The sequence below is a fragment of the Rhizobium sp. WYJ-E13 genome, assembly GCF_018987265.1.
GTDB lineage: Bacteria > Pseudomonadota > Alphaproteobacteria > Rhizobiales > Rhizobiaceae > Rhizobium.
Window position 1 is genome coordinate 1,668,549 of the sequence record NZ_CP076854.1, and the last position, 18,864, is coordinate 1,687,412.

The 18,864-nt window shown below is 52.6% G+C and carries 20 protein-coding genes; 3 read left to right on the plus strand and 17 right to left on the minus strand.

From position 1 onward, the window contains the following. Position 1 precedes the first annotated feature (1 nt). The 16 genes from KQ933_RS29145 to rfbA form a co-directional block, all read right to left on the minus strand. Positions 2-916: a TIGR04325 family methyltransferase gene (locus tag KQ933_RS29145; protein ID WP_216759454.1), complete on the minus strand. Its 915-nt coding sequence runs from the start codon at positions 914-916 to the stop codon at positions 2-4. Beyond that, positions 913-1,779 (minus strand): hypothetical protein, encoded by an 867-nt coding sequence (locus KQ933_RS29150; protein ID WP_216759455.1) that lies wholly within the window; start codon positions 1,777-1,779, stop codon positions 913-915. The genes KQ933_RS29145 and KQ933_RS29150 overlap by 4 nt, the downstream gene beginning before the upstream one ends. Then, positions 1,764-2,396, minus strand: a complete 633-nt coding sequence (locus KQ933_RS29155; RefSeq protein WP_216759456.1) for a PIG-L deacetylase family protein — start codon at positions 2,394-2,396, stop codon at positions 1,764-1,766. Before KQ933_RS29155 ends, KQ933_RS29150 begins: the two co-directional genes overlap by 16 nt. Further along, entirely contained in the window at positions 2,393-3,094 is a 702-nt protein-coding gene (locus tag KQ933_RS29160; RefSeq protein WP_216759457.1) for a WbqC family protein, read from the minus strand. The genes KQ933_RS29155 and KQ933_RS29160 overlap by 4 nt, the downstream gene beginning before the upstream one ends. After that, complete coding sequence (locus tag KQ933_RS29165) at positions 3,091-3,996, minus strand: glycosyl transferase (protein WP_253958364.1); 906 nt, start codon at positions 3,994-3,996, stop codon at positions 3,091-3,093. The genes KQ933_RS29160 and KQ933_RS29165 overlap by 4 nt, the downstream gene beginning before the upstream one ends. Before the next feature lie 41 nt (positions 3,997-4,037). Continuing rightward, on the minus strand, positions 4,038-4,715 hold the full coding sequence (locus tag KQ933_RS29170; RefSeq protein WP_216759459.1) for a glycosyltransferase family protein: 678 nt from the start codon (positions 4,713-4,715) through the stop codon (positions 4,038-4,040). After that, on the minus strand, positions 4,712-5,728 hold the full coding sequence (locus KQ933_RS29175; RefSeq protein WP_216759460.1) for an N-acetylneuraminate synthase family protein: 1,017 nt from the start codon (positions 5,726-5,728) through the stop codon (positions 4,712-4,714). The genes KQ933_RS29170 and KQ933_RS29175 overlap by 4 nt, the downstream gene beginning before the upstream one ends. A 108-nt stretch (positions 5,729-5,836) precedes the next feature. Then, positions 5,837-6,907 (minus strand): radical SAM/SPASM domain-containing protein, encoded by a 1,071-nt coding sequence (locus KQ933_RS29180; protein ID WP_216759461.1) that lies wholly within the window; start codon positions 6,905-6,907, stop codon positions 5,837-5,839. 1 nt (position 6,908) lies between these two features. Beyond that, on the minus strand, positions 6,909-7,754 hold the full coding sequence (locus KQ933_RS29185; protein WP_216759462.1) for an NAD(P)-dependent oxidoreductase: 846 nt from the start codon (positions 7,752-7,754) through the stop codon (positions 6,909-6,911). Beyond that, complete coding sequence (locus KQ933_RS29190) at positions 7,747-8,460, minus strand: nucleotidyltransferase family protein (RefSeq protein WP_216759463.1); 714 nt, start codon at positions 8,458-8,460, stop codon at positions 7,747-7,749. The genes KQ933_RS29185 and KQ933_RS29190 overlap by 8 nt, the downstream gene beginning before the upstream one ends. Next, positions 8,453-9,433 (minus strand): NAD-dependent 4,6-dehydratase LegB, encoded by a 981-nt coding sequence (locus KQ933_RS29195; protein ID WP_216759464.1) that lies wholly within the window; start codon positions 9,431-9,433, stop codon positions 8,453-8,455. The genes KQ933_RS29190 and KQ933_RS29195 overlap by 8 nt, the downstream gene beginning before the upstream one ends. Beyond that, positions 9,430-10,749: an ABC transporter ATP-binding protein gene (locus KQ933_RS29200; RefSeq protein ID WP_216759465.1), complete on the minus strand. Its 1,320-nt coding sequence runs from the start codon at positions 10,747-10,749 to the stop codon at positions 9,430-9,432. The genes KQ933_RS29195 and KQ933_RS29200 overlap by 4 nt, the downstream gene beginning before the upstream one ends. After that, the gene (locus tag KQ933_RS29205; protein WP_216759466.1) at positions 10,749-11,627 is read right to left on the minus strand and encodes an ABC transporter permease; all 879 of its coding nucleotides are present in this window, start codon (positions 11,625-11,627) and stop codon (positions 10,749-10,751) included. The genes KQ933_RS29200 and KQ933_RS29205 overlap by 1 nt, the downstream gene beginning before the upstream one ends. After that, complete coding sequence (locus KQ933_RS29210; protein ID WP_216759467.1) at positions 11,624-12,730, minus strand: DegT/DnrJ/EryC1/StrS aminotransferase family protein; 1,107 nt, start codon at positions 12,728-12,730, stop codon at positions 11,624-11,626. Before KQ933_RS29210 ends, KQ933_RS29205 begins: the two co-directional genes overlap by 4 nt. A 1-nt stretch (position 12,731) precedes the next feature. Further along, positions 12,732-13,106, minus strand: a complete 375-nt coding sequence (locus tag KQ933_RS29215) for an FdtA/QdtA family cupin domain-containing protein (protein ID WP_216759468.1) — start codon at positions 13,104-13,106, stop codon at positions 12,732-12,734. Between the two features lie 22 nt (positions 13,107-13,128). After that, positions 13,129-14,040, minus strand: a complete 912-nt coding sequence (gene rfbA / locus KQ933_RS29220) for a glucose-1-phosphate thymidylyltransferase RfbA (protein WP_216759469.1) — start codon at positions 14,038-14,040, stop codon at positions 13,129-13,131. Positions 14,041-14,285: 245 nt separating this feature from the next. Here rfbA and KQ933_RS29225 point away from each other — a divergent pair, with 245 nt between their 5' ends. The 3 genes from KQ933_RS29225 to KQ933_RS29235 all read left to right on the plus strand — a co-directional run bounded on the left by KQ933_RS29225 (position 14,286) and on the right by KQ933_RS29235 (position 17,736). Next, positions 14,286-15,101: a glycosyltransferase family 2 protein gene (locus tag KQ933_RS29225; protein WP_216760866.1), complete on the plus strand. Its 816-nt coding sequence runs from the start codon at positions 14,286-14,288 to the stop codon at positions 15,099-15,101. Between the two features lie 83 nt (positions 15,102-15,184). Next, a complete protein-coding gene (locus tag KQ933_RS29230) occupies positions 15,185-16,444 on the plus strand; it encodes an oligosaccharide flippase family protein (RefSeq protein ID WP_216759470.1) in 1,260 nt (419 codons plus the stop codon). Beyond that, positions 16,441-17,736 (plus strand): hypothetical protein, encoded by a 1,296-nt coding sequence (locus tag KQ933_RS29235; RefSeq protein WP_216759471.1) that lies wholly within the window; start codon positions 16,441-16,443, stop codon positions 17,734-17,736. The genes KQ933_RS29230 and KQ933_RS29235 overlap by 4 nt, the downstream gene beginning before the upstream one ends. Positions 17,737-18,361: 625 nt before the next feature. Here the strand turns inward: KQ933_RS29235 and KQ933_RS29240 are convergent. Then, positions 18,362-18,802 (minus strand): response regulator, encoded by a 441-nt coding sequence (locus tag KQ933_RS29240; protein WP_216759472.1) that lies wholly within the window; start codon positions 18,800-18,802, stop codon positions 18,362-18,364. Between the last annotated feature and the right edge of the window lie 62 nt (positions 18,803-18,864).

An 18,864-nucleotide genomic window follows, 5' to 3' on the forward strand; every position in this document is an offset into this window, starting at 1 on the left:
GCTAGATTTCCTGTTTCTCAAGAAACCAACCGACATACGGCCATTCACACTGCTGAGGCTTCGATGAAGCGTCAACGTTCCAACGCTTAAGCTCCTGCAAAGGCGGCGGCGTTACGACACCAAACGTTCCTGCTGGTTGAAAACGATCAAGCACCCGGTAGCCCTGCTTCTGAAAATTATCCTGTAATTCATCAGCATTTAAGAACCAAACTGGATAACTCGCACTGTAGATCCACCCCGGCACATGCTGGACGAAAGGCGCCTCTGCGACGTCAAATTGCGCCATTGTTCTATCAATCAAAATAAACTTGACGCCTTTCGATAGAAGAGCTTCCAGAAACTGACGAGGATTTTCAAGATATTGAAGAACGCCGGAGAGCAACACGACGTCTGGCTGCACGCGATCAATCGCCTCGTCTAGGTTATCGCAGAAACTCAAGCTTTCATCTTCAAATTCTGTCCGGCCAGCTTTTACAAAATGCGGCTGCTCAACGACGCACCATTTCAATTCCTTGAGATGAGCAAAAGCCGTACGGTGCTGAAAGTAAGAACTCCCCAACGCCCCACCAAAATCGACTACCCTCAAACGGCAATCGGACCGAGACGCAACGTACATAAGCCAAGCAAGCAGGGGATGCGAATAACTCCTCTCCTTGAATATAACGGTATCTCTCTCGTAGGCGGCCCGGCCCTGCACTACCGCTCGTGTGGCTTCGAGAACCTTTGCAAGAATAGCGGGCGCATCATAGCCACCCGACGCCGACATGGCCGAACGCCAATCAGCGTAAGGTCCATCGAAAAAGATGTTAAGATGGCGAAACTCCTCCCAAATTCCAAGTTCGCGAGCCTTCGGCGATTCTCGCGTCACTTCAAGCAAACAATGAACTCCGGGCAGCGAAAAGATAAGTCGTCTCATTTTTCAAACCACGCTTGGAACGGTAGGCGTTCAAACTCGTCCAACGCCCCGCCGGGCGTCGAATTGAAGATACGGATATCGTTCTCTTTTGCGATATTTGAAATGGCTCGATACTGTCGCCATAGCCGCGCTAGGGACTGAAAGTCGTCGTGACGGTTCGTTCTCAAGGTACCGTCGGAGTTTGCAGTAATATCCTTGCCTTTCTGTGCCTTGAGGTCGAAAGCATATTGATAGTGAGATGATAAGAAATGGTCGTGATCGACTCCAATTAGGACGATCTCCTTAAAGCCGAGATACATCGCTATCATCAGCGCCATCACTGGCACTGATTCGACGCCCGGTACGGCCTGAGAGATATCGATGATTTCGTTAGAAGGCCTGTCGTCGAAACTGTCCGTAAGCAATAAATACCGAACCGTTCGCCCCGCAAAAAGATCGTGCTTTCTAACAAGCTCCGCTTCGGTAGAACTGAGGAACAGTTCCGCGGTGCCCAAATGTGAATGCATCTCTTCAAACCACCTGATGACATCCTGTGATGTCATCAGCCCATAAGTGATCTGCGGAACACAATGGTAACGAGATCTGAACTTGTCGAAACCGGAATGCAGATAACCGTTGGAAACGGTTATAACAGTCTGACCTTCGAGCAGCGACAGGTCTACACCTTTAACACTTGGCCCATTTCCTAAGATAAAACAGCGCTCACCAGCATGCCGGCCGGAAATTTTCCTGTTTGCTTCCAGGGGTCGCGTAACCTCGATCGGAAACCGATAGCGAGCATTTATTCTACGCTTTAGCTCATGCACGCCGTGTGGGAGAAGCATGGACGCAAAGGTCAAAACTCTCCTCAGGGCTGCAGCCACTTCACCACCTCGAATACTTCAGCATACTTCACGCCGATCCGCTGCCCGGCATTTTCAGCCTCGTTTCGAAAGAAGCTTACCCATTTACGCCCCGTACGTTCCATTTCGGACTCGTGCGCCAGGATCGCGCGCTCCTTCTGATCCCAATAAGACGTGATGTCCACGTAGAAATTGCCCCGGAAATCGGCCGTCGAATGATACCAGTTGCTGCGATACATCAGGAGGCGGGGGACGTGCCTGCAGCTATGCAGCGATGCACGCGACAGGGCAAGGTGATCGTGGTGGATATCACCTACCCAGTGAGTATAGACCATGTCGATATTGAGATCCTGAACGAGCTTCAGGATCTCGATGTTAAGAGGGTCGACAAATTCGATCTGGAGCGTCTTGAATTCACCACAGTACATCTTGTGGACGCCAAGGATTTCCATCGCGACATCCGCTTCCGCCCTAGCAACCTGGCTGCTGCGTACAGACTGGTCGTATTGATTGGAAAAGCCTGACACGGTTGCCACATAGACGTAAACGGTGTCACCATTCGCGGCATGACGCGCCAACGCGCCGCCACAGCCTAATTCCACGTCGTCAAAATGGGCACCGATCGCCAGAATATTCACTTGCAACTCCAGAGCAGTTCACGCGTGCCTGCAATACCACAATTCAGCAACGTGTCGAGAATGCTGAGATAGGGAATGAACTCGCCATAGGGCTGTGGATAAACCGGATGGACAAAATGCTGCCATTCGATCGCGATCCCGGCAGCCTCGAACACTTCGGGCCGCATATAGCCGCGCGCACCCAAGCCCGACAGATAGCGAGTTGCTCCCACCTTGCGCAGCAGTTCCACGAGCAGCTCGTTCTTATGCCCTTCGGGGTTCAAAGTGCTCGACCGAACCGTCGGCATCGTAATTTCCAACATCTCCAGGATACCCTCCAGGAAATGCATGTTGAAATCGACCAATAGGTCGAACGGCTTGCCATAGAGGGTCTCAAGCCGGGGAAAGACCTCGTTCCAACCGTCGGATCTGCGATAATTTTCTCGAAGGAGAGAGAGGTTCTGATCAATCCATCCAGTGCCGGCCGCTAGCTCGACCTGATTGATCGCCGTGCCGAACTTCGGCTTCTTTATCCCAACAGTAAGCCATCGGTCGCCTTGCGCCGTTTTTATCTTATCGCGATGCGTCCAGCTCTTACTCGTTCCGTGAACGAACTGGACGTGGTCCAGAACGATATAAAGGTCAGCGTTCAAAAAACGCTGAAAAAAGCCGAGATATGAAGCGAAATCTGGCTGGTGAATAACGGCCGTGATGGTCATACGGCCAATCCTTCCAGCACGTCCGAAACGCGTCTAAGGCCTTCGAGATCGACCTTGGCCATTGCGATCTCGCTCATCTTCCGGATAGGAATCTCTTGTTCCAGGGCACTCAGATCGAATGCTAAGTGATGTCCGGCAAAAAAAGCAGCCCCCAGCCCTTCGAGCGCACGCCCGACGGGGATTTCAAAGAGTTCATTAGCAATGACCACACAGGGCAGACCGGCCGCGCAAGCCTCGAATGGGGTGATTCCGCCGCCGGTAATAGCCAGATCGTGCCGATACATTTCCGCCGCGAGTGACGGTACCCTGTTAAGCAGTTTGAAGCGACCCGGCAAAGCGGTTGTGACCATTTTTTCGAGCTCCGCCCCGTGCTCGAAGCTTGGTCCTGTGACGATTGTAACGCGAAAAGGCTTGTCGCTCAGCCATTTGGCCACGCGGGTAGTCACACCGTAGGTGTCAGCGCCGCCGAGGGTCACAAGTATCGATTCAAGGCTCTGCCGAACTCTGCGAAATGTCGCGATTTCAGGATTAAGTATCATGTACTCCAATCCCAATCGAACATCGGCGCCTTGGAGATTCTCGGTATTCTCAAACATCAGAGCACAGATATTCACATCGGCAAGCGCCGCGCCATCGCCTCGATCATCGAAGGTAACAAGCCTTGCGCCCAGTCGCCTGATCGCTTCGCTGTGAGGTCTCTGCGTGTTGAGCCGATCATTAATCCAAACCGACGATGAAGCACAGGAGTTGAGAAAGCCATCCTCCCATCCCGTCACCGAGGCGAGATCGTAGAGCTCAACGTCAAAGCCCCTCTCTCGGATGATCCGCAACGAGTTCGGATGATCATTCGCCAGAAATCGAACCGGGTGACCGCGTGCCTGCAATTCGGTCGCGAGCGTCAAGGACCGAAAGAGATGCCCCATTCCGCGTGTATGCGAACTTTCTATGCAGAAGACGAACATAGTCTGATCGCTTCTTCCGTGCCAAGCCAGCCTTTACCCGCCTTTGCGGCAAGCACGCATGCGCGTCTCCAATCCTCCTTCGTGTCGACCGTCAAACGCAAATCCGGAGAGACCTTGGCCGCAGGGATGTCGAGCTGGCCGATTTTGAACAACTCAGGCCGATCGGTGAAGTACTCGTTCACGTGCTCCCGATGGTGCGGCAACTTTCCCTCGCGATGACTGCGCGCTAAAGCGTCGAACGTGAATATTTCGGCACCAACACCAATCGGCAGTTGGCCGAAGGCATGAGTATAATCGAAACCTTGTCTCTGATGCAGATCTACAAGCCTCTCGAGCTCCTCGATATCCGTGAACGGATTATCTGCAGTCAGTCGGACAATATCCGACATGCCGAATGACCTCGCGCATTGAAAATAGCGATCGAGAACATCTGTTTCGTCGCCGCGAAAGCAATTTACATCTTGCTCGAGGCACCATGCTTCAATGACATCGTTTTCTTCCGCCGATGATGTAGCGACGACAATTTTGACCGGCCGTGTGAACCTCAAAAGCCTGCCCAGGACATGCCCAAGAAGAGGCCGCCCGGAAATATCGCGTAGCACCTTTCCTGGTAAACGGGTCGACCCCATCCGCGCCTGGATAATAATTCCGAGCGTCACGCCAGATCACCCCACTGGAGAACAGCGTCAGCGTCAAGATCTCTTATCAGCTGTCGCCCCGCGAGAGTCTCGAGATGCTTTGGCTCAATTCCCGTCCCGGGTCGCTTGACCGAAATATCCCCAGCAGAAATGACATGGCCAGCCTTAAGGGACCGATTGACGACAACGCTCTTGCGATTGTTCAATCTGGTCGTCGCCTCACTCGCTGCCGGCTCTTTGCGGCCACTGCCCTTCATGACCTCGAACGCACGTACTGCGTCGACGAGCCACTTCATTTCCGCAGGATCGGCCGAGAGCATATGATCGGGACCATCAGCGGCTTTGTCATAGGTAAAATGCCGCTCAATGACTCGAGCCCCCATTGCGACGGCGCATAGGCTGGCAACTGGCGTCAACGTATGGTCGGAATAACCAACGTCCAGCTCGGGAAACGCCTCCATCATCGTCTGCATCGCACGTAAATTCACATTTTCCGGATGCGTCGGATAACTTGTGATGGCGTGCAGCAGAATGAGTTTGTCGTTACCGGCTTCTTTGATAGCAGCAACAGATTCGCGGACCTCGTCGAGTGTAGACATCCCGGTCGAGAGAATTATCGGTTTGCCTGTTCTCGCCAGATAACGAAGAAACGGAATGTTGACGGCATCATCGGAACCCACCTTGTGAGCGCCAACCCCACACTTTTCCAGCAGATCGACATCACTTTCATGCGAAGGAGACGAGAACCAATCCAGTCCGTGCTCCTCGGCATAGCGAAAGACCAGTTCGTGAAGCTCGTGATTGATTTCATACTTGCGGAAAAGTTCGAACTGCGAGGTAACACCAGTGTTTTCCATGTCAAACATGGCGTTTCGGCTCGATAGCGTCTCGGCCCGATAAGTCTGAAGCTTAACGGCGTCTACACCCGACGCCTTCGCCTCATCGATCAAGCGCCTTGCCTGTTCATAGGTCGTAAAGTTGCCGCCGATCTCCGCTATGATATAACAGCGATCAGCACGGTAGTTGCGGAACATTCTTCACTCCCTGTAGTCTTGGCATGCGGGTCACTCACGCCCGATGCCACAGCCAGACTGACGGCCTAGCGACTATCGCAAGCCGCAGCTTCAGCCGACCCCGGTTGATTACTGGCCGATTTCCTGGTTCCGATCGACGTAGTTGCGGACGATTACCTGCCTGCCGCAAATCTGGGCCGGTTCATCTTTAGTCTGCCTCGGGAGATAGCATCTGCGGCAAACTTCGCTCTTCAGAAAGCCTTGCGGTTCCTTGTGCAAAGCACGAACAGCATTCATTTTTTCCCCGTGCCATATCTGATGCACGGTTTCGATGTTCGCGTCGCCGATGACCTCACGGTTCTCTTCGTCGTTCGAGCACTTCATCACCAGTCCGTCGGCACCGATCACTAGACGCTGGTACTGCTGCGGGCAGGTGAAGTTGTCGAGATAGGCGATATCCGAGTCCTTGCCGAGATAGTCGATCAACGGATTGAAGGCGACCAAATCCACGTGAGGTGCGAACGTCTCATAGTAAAGATCCGGATTTTCTCTGATCGCCGGCCAGATCCCCTGAACCTTGATGACCGGGCGGTGGAGGCCATGTTCCTCCTTGTATTTCTTTATATCCTTGATCTTGTCTAGCAGCGCCTCGAACTTGATCGGCTTGCGTATCTTCTCGTAGGTTTCACCGGTGCCATCGATAGACACGGTAATCCAGTCAATGCCCGCATCAACGAGCTGAGCGAAATAGTCCCGATTAAGCTTGAAGCCATGAGTGAGGGTCGAGACTTCCTTGATCCCATGGTCCTTCGCGTAGCGCACGCAATCGGCAAAGCGCTTGTGTAGTGTGGCTTCGCCACGCAGCGATAGGCGGAGCGCCGGGACCTTGCCGCCGATCTCATCGATGATGCGGCAATAGAGATCCCAGTCCATCCGCGTCGTATTGACGTGTTTCTTGAACTCATCACTGATCGTGTAGCACATGGGGCAACGCAGGTTGCAAATCGATGCGAGCTCAAGGTCAACGAGCAGCGGATAATCCGAAACCTGCTGATTCAGGGCATATTCCGACCACTTCCGCCGGTAGTCAGCGTATTCTGCTTCCCAACCCTCGCCACGATATTCCTCGAACGCCGCTTCACGCGCGTCCGTGTCCATCGAGTAGTTGCCCTTGTTGATCGGAACGTAACGCTCGTTCAATTTACGACTCCTTCATCACCACGCGGATCCCGGCTGGCAGGTCCCACTCCGGTTGCCATCCGAGAACGGCACGAGCCCGCGTGATATCGGCCCGCACGTCAGGTATTTCATTCCGCCGGACAGTGCAAGCGGACACTACAGGTAGATCCGTGCCGGCTGCCTTCTGCAAGATATCGATTATTTCCTGCACCGAATACGACGTGCCGGAGCCGATATTCAAGCAATGATAGCCTTCCGGCACGTCCATGGCCTTAGTAAAGGCGTTCAGGACATCGTCGACGAACACATAGTCCCGTCGGGGACCGAGATCCATGACATGTATTTCCTGCTTCGCCCTCACCTGATTCAGAAGCGTTGGTATTAAAAATCCGGAGCGCTGCCCAACGCCATATATATTGAAAAGCCGTAATACCACCACTGGTATCTGCTCATATGTGGCGGCAAACTCACAGAGTTGTTCGGCGAGATGTTTTGAGAGGGCATAGGGATTGTTCGGCCTCGCCGGATCGCTTTCCCGTATCGGCAGTCGCTCTGGCACCCCGTAGACATAGGCGCTTGCAAATACAAGCTTGGACTTATGTCGCTTGCACCAGTTGAGAGCATGTTGGGTACCGAGAACATTAGCCGCCGTGAAGCTCGGCCCCTGTGTCCAGCTGTCCGGAACAAATGTCCTGCCGGCGAGATGAAAGAGAACGTTCGCAGCGGGAAGTTGCTGCCAAGTTTTCTCGTCGCTTATGTCACCATACTTTCGGTCAAGCGCAAATACGTCTACGCCAGCCTGCTCAAGCCGCCCAACGAGGCGCTTTCCGAGAAAACCACCAGCACCCGTGACAATGGCATCAACCATTCAAGAACCTGGATTGCATGGATTCGAATTGCTCTATCGCCAGCGCATAATCATCAGGCCGCCCGATATCGAGCCAATAGCCCGGAAAATCGCGAACCGTGGCCGGCTTACCGGCACTAAGAAGATCAAGCATCAGCTGATCAAAGCCATAAGCACCACGTTGCGGTATATATTCGACGGCTTGGGACGATACCATGTAAACGCCCATGCTGACTTTGTATTCAGCCGTCGGCTTTTCCCGAAAACCGGTCAGGCGTCCGTCCTCGTTCGTGTCGAGAACGCCATAGTCTATGCGATGCTGACGCGTTTTGGATGAGATCGTGAATATGTTCCCGTCGCGGACGTGAGCATCATGAAAGTCGGCGTAGTTCAAATCTGTCAGAATATCTCCGTTCATCACTAGGAAATTCTCCGGCAGATCCTTTATCAACCGCAAAGGACCCATCGTACCGAGCGGCTCGTCCTCGAGCGAATAATCAATACGCACGCCCCATTTGTCGCCATCCTGGAAGAACGCCTTGATTAGCTCGGCCTGATGATTGACGGCCAGGGTAATATGCTGAAACCCGCCAGCTATCAGCTGACGAATGATAACTTCAAGAATGGGATAGTCGCCGATCGGCATCAGAGGCTTCGGAAGAACGACTGTATAGGGCCTCAGGCGCGTTCCCATCCCTCCCGCCAGAATGATTGCACGCCTAGACATTGAAGATATCCGCCTTGTATCTTGATAGATTATGCGGCTGACGCAGCCATTCGATCGTTGCTTTAAGTCCGTCTTCCAAGCTGTAACGGGACGAAAAACCTGTCAGAGACTTGATCAAGCTGTTGTCGCAGCACAAGCGCTCTACTTCACTGTTTGCCGGGCGCAAACGCTGCTCGTCGCATTGGATCTCCACACTGACGCCGATGATGTCGGCGATCAGTTGAACGGTATCGCCGATCGATATCTCGCTGCCGGAGCCAATATTGACCGTCCGGCCGATGGCAGCATCGCAAGCCGCGAGCGCCAGAAAGCCGTCGCATGTGTCCTGTACAAAATTGAAATCCCTCGTGGGCGAGAGCGCACCGAGCGTCAGCGTCGTTCGTCCGGTTAGAAGCTGCGAAATCACAGTCGGAATAACGGCCCTTGCTGATTGTCTCGGGCCGAAGGTGTTGAACGGCCGCGCAATTGTCACCGGCAGGTCAAAGCTCGAATGATAGCTATACGCAATTGCATCAGCGCCGATCTTGGAGGCAGAATAGGGCGACTGTGCCTGTAGGGGATGGCTTTCACTGATGGGGACAAAACGCGCCGTCCCGTAGACTTCGCTCGTCGATGTCTGGATGACCCTTCCGACGCCGGCATCGAGAGCCCCTTGTAGAACGTTCAGTGTCCCATGGACATTGGTGTCGACGTAGCTCGACGGAGCCTGATAGGAATAGGGAATCGCGATAAGAGCTGCGAGATGGAAGATCGTATCGATGCCCTTCGCGACGGTGCGCATCTGGGCTGGGTCGCGGACGTCCCCAAGGACAACCTCGAACTTCCCACGATGTTCGGAGTGGTCCAACCATCCCCAGCTCGAAAACGAATTGTACTGGCAAAGCGCACGAACTTCGACGCCCGATTTGACCAAGGTTTCGACAAGATGAGAGCCTATGAAGCCATCTGCCCCGGTGACAAGCGCTCTTTTCATTTCAAAACACCTTCAGAGTTGCGCAGGAAGAGCTTCTCCACCTCCCAAGGCAATTGGATTGCTGAAATCGATGGCTTTCGTTGCTGACCCAGCATCTGGATAATTCCTACATTATCCTCGACGTCGAAACGGATGCCCTCGGCCACGGAATATATCGAAAAACGGCTCGATATGCCGAGACGCAGGTAGAATGTGCCCGTATTCAGGAGATAACCGGGGAATTTGACGCGAGCTCGATAGTAACCAGCGGGCCGGATGTCCAGGCGTCCAACATCGAGTTCAGGATCGGAAAGGCTGATGAGCGAGGTATACCCATCTTCCATCATGATCTGCATCCCAACCGAAAGACCAGAAAGTGGTTCCCTCAACTCGTATTCGACTTCGACCGAAAACCCCTTCGAAAGCTCCAGTGTCCCTGAAGCCTCGCCGCTCTCGTTGAGCACGACAACACGACAAATAACCGCCTTTCCATCAATTTCGTCAGGATTGACGGCATAACTTGCCGTGCCGCCAAATTCGGGCCGATTAAGATAGGCCTTGATCACCTCTGCGGTGTCGCCCATCGCAGCAACTTTTCCATCGGCCATCAGGATCGATTTCGGGCAGATGCTGCTTATTGCTGTCATATTGTGACTAACGAAGACAATCGTTCTTCCAGATTTGGTGACCTCCTGCATGCGTCCCATGCATTTGTTCTGGAAGTTCACGTCGCCGACAGCCAATACCTCGTCCACCAGCAGAATTTCAGGTTCGAGATGAGCCGCAACGGAGAATGCCAAGCGGACATACATGCCAGAGGAGTATCGCTTCACCGGTGTGTCGATAAATTCGCCGATCTCCGCAAACTCAACAATCTCATCGAATTTCGATCTCACCTCGGTTCGGCTCATGCCGAGGATAGCGCCATTGAGATAAACGTTCTCTCGGCCCGTGAGCTCGGGATGAAATCCAGTGCCTACTTCGAGCAAGCTGGCTATTCTGCCTCGTATCCCAATGAAGCCCGAATTTGGCATTGTGATACGCGACATCACCTTCAGCAGCGTCGATTTCCCGGCCCCATTCCTGCCGATGATGCCGACGATCTCGCCTTGTCCTACCTCAAAGGAGACATCGTCAAGAGCGTGAAAGATATCTCCCTTGAGGCGCGACTGCCTGTCCCGTTCGGTCGCATAGTCCGATACCGAAACATTCGGGTCAGGTAGATTGCGCCACTTGGCCCACAAGCTCTGAAGGTCGCGATAAAGCGTGCCGTGGTTGATCACACCCAGACGATATAGCTTGCTGACGTGCTCCGCGCGGATAACAACATCGTTCATTAAACTGTATCCATAGCGGTCGCCTCGGCCCGCGCGAACAGCATCAGGCCGCATATCGTAATCACACTGGTCACTGCGAGATTGGCAAGACAAAGACTGATTGGCAAAGCGGGAACGTCAAACAACGCCCAACGAAAGGTCTGCACTGGCATCGTCATTGGATTAAGGTAATAGAACCAGTGGTATCGGTCAGGAATCTGGCTAAATGGATACACGATAGGTGTCGCATACATCCAGAGCTGCGTCATAAATCCGACAGCGTAGACCAAGTCACGGAATCGCACTGTTAGGGCAGAAACCACCAGTCCAGCACCAATGCCCAGCACTGCAATGTAGAGAAGCACCAGAGGCGTCATAAACAGGAAGCGGTAGCTTAATATCAGATCAGGGGTCGCGATCTTTATTGCGACGGAAACCACCAGCAAAAGCAAGAACTGAATAGCAAATGCTACCAGACCGCTCATCACCACGGAGAGAGGCACCACAAGCCTGGGGAAATAAACTTTTCCGAACAGGTTGGCGTTCTTGGAGAACACTTCGGAATTGTTGGTCAGGCAGGCAGAAAAATAGCTCCAGATGATTGTGCCCGACATGTAAAACACGAACGGTGGAAGGCCATCCGTGGAAAGATTGGCGATTTTTCCGAACACGACATAGTAAGTCATGGCGGTCAGAGAAGGCTGGATGACGTACCAGGCAGGTCCGAGAACGGTTTGCTTATAGAATGTCGTGAAATCTCGCTTGAAGAACATCCAGATGAGATCACGATATCGCCAGACCGCACCAAGATCCGGCATGCTGCCCTTAGAAGGCTTGATGATGATATCCCAATCATCGACCTGACGCGCTGGGGCCGATCCCGTCGAGTGCTCTGTCATGCCGTTATCTTCAGGTGTTCCGGGAGCGCTGTGAGAAGGCTGCAGACGCGCTCGATCTCGTCACTGCGATGTCCCACCGAAATAGGCAGGCTCAGTTCGGTTGCATGCAGCTCGTCTGCAACAGGATAGTTGCCAGAGAGAATGCCTTGCATCGCCTTCTGCCGATGCGGTGCAATTGGATAATGTATCTCGGTCTTGACCCCATGGTCCAGCAGCCATTGACGCAATTCGTCTCGGGCCGGGTGACGTATTCCGAAAATATGAAACACGTCGTATTCGGCAGGTCGACGAAGCGGCTGGGCGAGCCAGTTCGGCAAATTTGCGAAATAGATGTTTGCCAGCGCCCGCTTGTGTTCAGTCATTTGATCCATATAGCGCAGCTTAACTCGCAGAAACGCCGCTTGTATCTCGTCAAGCCTCGAATTTACCCCGATATAAACGTTTTCGTATTTCTTCTTCGAGCCGTAGTTGCGCATGTGTCTAAGACGATCTGCAAAGGTATCATCGTTCGTGACGATCGCCCCGGCATCTCCCAATGCACCAAGATTTTTGGTCGGATAGAAGCTGAAGCAGCCTGCAATCCCGAACGTGCCGGTGAGCTTTCCGTCATAGCGCGCGCCGTGCGATTGCGCACAATCCTCGATCACGACTAGGCCATGCTCATTTGCGAACGCGGCAATCTCAGTCATTCGGCAAGCCTTACCGAAAAGATGCGTCACGCAAATTGCTCGCGTATCGGACGTGAGCGCCGCGGGCAGGTAAGCGGGGTCAATGTTAAACGTCTCCCGCTCAGGCTCCACCAGAACGGGTTTGTGGCCAGCTCGCAGGATGGCCAGAATTGTTGCTATGTAGGTATTGGACGCAACCATGATCTCGCTGCCCTTGGGCAGCTCGAGCGCCTCTATGGACAATATCAAGGCATCAAGACCATTTGCCACACTGATGCAATGCTTGCTCTCGGCGAAGGCAGCGAATTCGGCCTCAAATGACGAAACTTCACTTCCGAGTATGTACCAGCCCGAACGAATTACCCGGGAAGCAGCCGCCTCCAATTCTTCCATCAATGCGCGATTGGCCTGCGCAAGACTTTCATATTCGATCATTTCAGGAGCGCCCGTAAGGAGTGTGGATGTAGTCGTCGCTGTCGTATCCATCGGAGGCAAAAACCAATAGGATCGAACCCGGACCAAAAGCCATTTCATGCCAATCATGTGGTTCTACAAGAAGGCACTTGTCAGGCGATGACAATGTAATTTCTTCCTGGATTTCGCCATTGTCCATAGAGACCACCACGGTTCCCGAAAGCGCAATCAATGCCTGCCGGGTCTTATGATGACGATGGCCACCGCGCTTTTGGCCGTCGGCACCATAGATCCAAAAGCTTCGCGCAACCGGAAATGGGAGTATCCCATCCATAACGGTCAGCGCCCCCCGCACATCGGAGATCGTCTTTAGCTCAAGCAAAGTAAAAGCGGACAAGATTGGTTTTCCAATTTATGGGCTAGGCAGTTGGAAAATGCGGGGCTGGCTCCCTGACCAAGCTGATCAGGTATCGTCCATAGGAGCTCTTTTCAAGTGGAGCCGCGAGCCTTTGCAACTGCTCAGCGTCTATGTAGCCCAAATGAAATGCAATTTCTTCTGGGCAGGCAATCTTCAGCCCTTGGCGCCTCTCGATGGTGGCGATGAACTGGCTGGCTTCGAGCAAGGAATCGTGCGTGCCGGTATCAAGCCAGGCGTGCCCTCGGCCAAGGACGGCGACATTCAATTTGCCCGCTGACAGATAATGTCGGTTGATATCGGTAATTTCAGTTTCGCCGCGCGGCGATGGTTTCAAGGACTCAGCAATATCGACCACGTCATTGTCATAAAAATAAAGGCCGGTGACAGCATAGGCCGAGCGAGGGTTGGATGGCTTCTCCTCCAAGCTCAGGACTTTTCCTCGGCTATCGAATTCCACTACTCCATACCGTTCGGGATCATGAACCTTATATGCGAAGATGGTCGCGTTATCCGACCTTTCCGAAGCGGCCGACAAGTCATGCGTCAAGAGATTGCCGTAGAAGATGTTATCGCCAAGTACCAATGCGGTAGACTCGCGCCCGATGAACTCTTTCCCGATCGAAAACGCTTGAGGAATGCCTTCGGGCGAGGCTTGAACGGCGTATTGAAAGTTCAATCCCCATTGCGCGCCGTCCCCTAGGAGCTGCTCGAAGCGCGGTGTGTCCTGTGGCGTCGAGATAATAAGAATATCACGGATACCAGCCAACATCAGCGTCGACAGCGGATAGTAGATCATCGGCTTGTCAAAAACCGGCAGAAGCTGCTTGGAAATGGCAAGCGTCGCTGGATGAAGCCTTGTGCCTGAACCGCCGGCCAGCAGGATGCCTTTGCGTTGGATTTTCGTTGAAGACATGTTGCCTCCCGCAGATACGTGGTTTCTTTCGACCAGCAAAACGTCAGGTTCTCACCGGTTTAGAGCTTGCTCACTACAGATAGATCGAACCGTGTGCAATGCGGCGAGTTGAGAAACAAAATTCAGATCGGTATCGCATTGGGCAGGACAGTGGACAACCATAAGTAATTGGTTGCCGTGTGACCTCTTGATCTGATAGGCGTTCCCTAGCAATTGATGACAATGTCCGGGTAATTCGATATATGATGGCCGAAGCCACTATCAATTCTCACGCTCCACGCGTGACGCTGATAACGGTTTGCTGGAATGCAGAGCGAACGATCGCCGACACACTAAAATCCATTGACGGTCAAACCTATCGGGACTTTGAGCACATCATCATCGATGGAGGCTCAACTGACGAGACTCTTTCTATCATTGCCGAGGCGAACAGCGTCAACCGGCACGTGTTTTCTGGCCCAGATGCCGGAATTTATTACGCGATGAACAAGGGGATCGATATCGCCAAAGGCGACATCATCGGATTTTTGAACGCAGACGATATATTCGAAGACAAGGACTCGCTCGCGGCCGTCGCATCTGCGCTTGAGGATGAAGCCTACGACGCTTGCTACGGCGACCTTATTTATGTTTCCAATCGCAACCCGAGCCGGAGGATGCGTCACTGGAAATCAGGCCCATTCAAACCAGGTTTATTTCAGCGTGGATGGTGCCCGCCCCATCCCACGTTTTACGTTAGGCGCCGCATTTATAACAAGCTTGGTAAGTTTGATTTGCGTTATAGACTCGGTGCGGACGTTGAGCTCATGCTGCGGTTTCTGGAGATCGGTCGCATTAACGCAATCTATATTCCGCGGGTTCTAGTCAGGATGCGATTAGGCGGCGCGACGAATAAAAGCGCCAGAAATATTTCGCGCCAAAATTCAGAGATACTCCGCGCGTTTCACGAGCACGGATTCAAAATTTCAGTCCCGAAATTCTGGGTATCGAAGATCGTGAATCGTGTCGGCCAGTTTCTCACGCGAAACAGGAAACCGGAACCGCCGTCACAGGTCTTGTAGTTCATTTTTGCCTTGACATTCAAAATGACGCCTTTGTTTCACGGCACCAGTCCACAAGGTTAGTGCATGCGACAGCGAACTGAATGAATATCCATAGCAATCTCAAAACGTTCCTTACGCTGGGAAGAACGGCCTTTGCCGTCGCGTCCGCTCGGGTATTTTCACTATTACTGTTTATTATTACTGCGCGAATTTTCACCCCTGCCGACAATTCGCTCTTCATCTACGCAATCACAATGAGCCAACTCCTGGTACAAATTGGCACGCTGGGTTGGCTTAGCGTTATACGGCGCGAAATTTCGCGCGCCGAAGAGACCGATGCCCCTGCGGTGAAGGGATTTATCCTGCGTTCATTCCAAGTGCCAATGGCATCAATAGTCCTTATCGCCTTGGTTTTCGCGACCATTGCGCTTCTTCAAATCGGCACGATCAATTTCAACATATATATTTGCATATCGATCATCACTGTCATCTATTCTCTTCTTTTTATTTTCAGGGAATATTTGGCGGCACTCGGCCTACCTGCATCGAGCATACTTAGCGCGGAAACCATTCCGTTTGCTGTGACCGGGCTTATTCTGCTTTCTACCGGTAACGCCGGCGTAACGCGGGCGCTCGTTTATTTTTCTTTCGGGGTGGCCCTCGGTGTCCTCCTCCAAATTCTTTTGGTTAAAAACCGCCTGAGTAAGTTCCTTGCCGCTCCAAACAGTCTTTACAAAACTGCACATTGGAGCCGTGTTGCCGCCTTTGCGCTTGTGGGCTTTGGTGGGCGGACATTGCTTGATCGAATGGACACGATGGTGTTGCCGACGCTCGCCTCCGCCGAGGACCTGGCGATGTACAACTCAGCATCCCGAATTTCGAGCCTTTTGATCATTGTACCCACGGTGCTGCTTCTTGTTTTCTCGCCGCGTCTGAGCAAAGCATTTGCAATGGGAAACGCCGATCAACTGAAGCGAGATATGGTTTTGCAGACACTCTTGGTCGGGATCGGCGTCTTACCTCTCGCCGCATTCCTGATTGCGTTCCCCGGTATAACAATGGAAATTGTATTCGGAACGGAATACAGAACCGCGGGGAATCTCATAAATCTGATTGTACTCTCGCAAGTTATGTTCGCGTTCTCATTGCCGTGGAGCAATCTCTTGCTCATGAGCAATGGCGAGAGGATCTATGCGTTTGCGCACCTGATCGCTCTGGTCACCGCTGGGATAATCGCCTTTGGACTGGCTGATACCCTTGGTGCTTATGCGGTGGCATTGGCGGCGACAGCAGCTAACACGTTTCTTTTCGTCGCATTCTTTCTTACTGGCCTGTTCAGACTGGTAGACGGTGGACAATGATCGCCCTGAAATTGCTCGCGACTGCCTGCTTCTTGTTTTCTTGGTGGCGCTCCAAACAGTCGTCATCGGCACAAGTTAGCGATTTTTTCATTCTCTCGTTTTTGATCATTTTCCTTCCCGGCTACCTATTTCTGCCGAGCGGTGAAACCACTCTCAATGGGCTGGACCTATCCGATAGGTCAGCGCTTGCTGCTGAGTATGGGTTCAGCTTGGCGCTCATTTGTGGATCGGGGGTCTTCTTTCTCAGACGCCGCCTCCGGCCGTCAGCAGAGAATTTAGAACGGAAAGCCAGCGTCCATTCCGACCCACCAACTTTTTTTTGGAGTGTGAGCGCGATTACGGCTTCCCTGCTCATATTTGCGTTTCTCATGTTGAATGCAGAATTCCGTGATTTCAAATGGAATGTTCTGCGATATCTAACGATCAACCTTGATGGTCCGGAATATAGAACATTAAGGGGCACGACTTACTATCAATCTTGGGTGGTAGAAAGCCTGGTCGGACGTCTCCGATTTACCTTGTACCCGATCCTATTTTGTCTCATTGCCTATCCAATAATTATAAGAAAGCATTATATATTTGCGCTAATCTCTTCCATAATATTTTTCGTTCTTCTTCCTGGATCTCTCTCAAAGTTGCCGATCTTGTTTTTTTCGGGTTACATGATTCTTTTGCTCGCACAACGCCGCCGTGCACTTCTTGATATCGAGACATTGACGATCGTCTCAATCGTCTCAGCCGGTCTGGCAGTAGGCGTACTTTCCTTACTATACTTTGGCCAATATCGACTGGCGATCATGAACGGAACGCTACAACCAGTGCCGCTCGCACTCGAACGTATTTGGGGAGAACCTTACTCGATAATCGTGCGATACTTTACAGTTTACCCCGATATGAAGTCATTCGCGGGTTTTGGCGGCATCAACCTTATCGCCCAAATGATAGGCGTGCCGGTTCGGATGCCTGACGTGGAGGTAGCGCGAACCCTGCTTGGACCCGATAGCGGAAGCAATCCCGGCGTGTTCTTTGTCGGTGGCTATGCGGCGTTCGGTTATTTCGGCATAGTCATCTTCTCGTTTCTCGGATTTGGACTGCTTTGGATATTGGATGAAATTCAACAGCTGATTCAAACGCCGATCTTACGAGCGACCTATTTTTCAACGGTCGGAATGAACGTTATTTTCTTGAATCAGATCGCGTTGCAGACGGCCCTCATCACCTATGGGCTCGCCGTGATCCCCGTCGTCATCTTCCTTTTGGATCGTGTAGCGCGCCACCTGGCCAAGCAATGAAGTACTGCAGAAATAATGCCTGGAAGCTGTGGGCTGACACGTTTGCCATAAGGCGTCTGCCGTGTTAGCAACGATGCTTCACTCAGGCAGTAGAGAACTTTTATGCGGTGGACAGACCAGCAGCGCGCGATCATCATCGCGGCTTGTTTGACGGTTCTTTTCTACGTCGCGATTTCTTACGCCAAATCGGCTGCACTGCTTCCACCTCCTCAATGGAGCGAGAATGAGCGATCGCTACTACAGTGAGAGTTTCAAATTCCTTCATTGATCATGCGTCGGCGTTTAATATTAACGTAACGTGCGTTCTCTCTTGAGATGTAGCAAGCGGCCTCGCTCCGCTTTAAGCAACAAATAATGATAGGCGAAAGCCCGATCCCTTGTGAACGGTCCGCAGTACTGCAGCAATGGACTCGGACCAGTCGAAGACCTCGCTATCAAGCTTTTCGGTATGGTAACCCGCTTGGCATCGTAGGAGGTTTGGAGGCGGCGCTTTCGCTCGCTCAGTTCATCGACTGAACAGTCCGACCCGAACAGGATTTGCGTCTACATCGATTCAGTTCTGCCAAGTGTATGCAATGTCATTTGGGACCTGGAATCCAAGGCCTTTCCAGGACATCCATTCGCATTAAGCAAACACCACCATCTGCGGCGGCACCACCGCCATCGTACCAGCACGCTTAGCGGTGACATACTTCAAAAGCTCTTCGACCACCCTTGGCATGACAGGTTTTGCCACCACGCCGAGTGCGCCGCGGACACCACCCGCAACCACTTCCGGATTGGCAGTCATGAAGACAACGGAAATGCCATGGTCTTCTGCGAGCTGCCGGCCGATCTCAGGGCCGGTGGCGCCATCGGAGAGGTTGACGTCGACGAAGGCGATGTCAGCAAGGGGTGCTAGGCTGAGGGCCGCTTCCCGACCCGATGCGAGACCCGCGACATGTAATCCCATGTCCTCGATAATCGTTTCGAGATCGAGAGCTATCAACAGTTCGTCTTCGACAATCAGCACTCGCTGCTCCATGAGATGTTCCCGTTGCCAGCTACGCACGACATTCGTGGCCATGACAGATCCCTCGTATGCTTTGAGGAGACTTCGCTTCGTGGAGGGCAGATTGCTTCCACGAA

Coding starts and splice junctions, on each gene's coding strand:
- KQ933_RS29145 (WP_216759454.1), bottom strand. CDS start 916: ATGAGACGACTTATCTTTTCGCTGCCCGGAGTTCATTGTTTGCTTGAA.
- KQ933_RS29160 (WP_216759457.1), bottom strand. CDS start 3,094: ATGACCATCACGGCCGTTATTCACCAGCCAGATTTCGCTTCATATCTC.
- KQ933_RS29175 (WP_216759460.1), bottom strand. CDS start 5,728: ATGTTCCGCAACTACCGTGCTGATCGCTGTTATATCATAGCGGAGATC.
- KQ933_RS29185 (WP_216759462.1), bottom strand. CDS start 7,754: ATGGTTGATGCCATTGTCACGGGTGCTGGTGGTTTTCTCGGAAAGCGC.
- KQ933_RS29190 (WP_216759463.1), bottom strand. CDS start 8,460: ATGTCTAGGCGTGCAATCATTCTGGCGGGAGGGATGGGAACGCGCCTG.
- KQ933_RS29195 (WP_216759464.1), bottom strand. CDS start 9,433: ATGAAAAGAGCGCTTGTCACCGGGGCAGATGGCTTCATAGGCTCTCAT.
- KQ933_RS29200 (WP_216759465.1), bottom strand. CDS start 10,749: ATGAACGATGTTGTTATCCGCGCGGAGCACGTCAGCAAGCTATATCGT.
- KQ933_RS29205 (WP_216759466.1), bottom strand. CDS start 11,627: ATGACAGAGCACTCGACGGGATCGGCCCCAGCGCGTCAGGTCGATGAT.
- KQ933_RS29210 (WP_216759467.1), bottom strand. CDS start 12,730: ATGATCGAATATGAAAGTCTTGCGCAGGCCAATCGCGCATTGATGGAA.
- rfbA (WP_216759469.1), bottom strand. CDS start 14,040: ATGTCTTCAACGAAAATCCAACGCAAAGGCATCCTGCTGGCCGGCGGT.
- KQ933_RS29225 (WP_216760866.1), top strand. CDS start 14,286: ATGGCCGAAGCCACTATCAATTCTCACGCTCCACGCGTGACGCTGATA.
- KQ933_RS29230 (WP_216759470.1), top strand. CDS start 15,185: ATGAATATCCATAGCAATCTCAAAACGTTCCTTACGCTGGGAAGAACG.
- KQ933_RS29235 (WP_216759471.1), top strand. CDS start 16,441: ATGATCGCCCTGAAATTGCTCGCGACTGCCTGCTTCTTGTTTTCTTGG.
- KQ933_RS29240 (WP_216759472.1), bottom strand. CDS start 18,802: ATGGCCACGAATGTCGTGCGTAGCTGGCAACGGGAACATCTCATGGAG.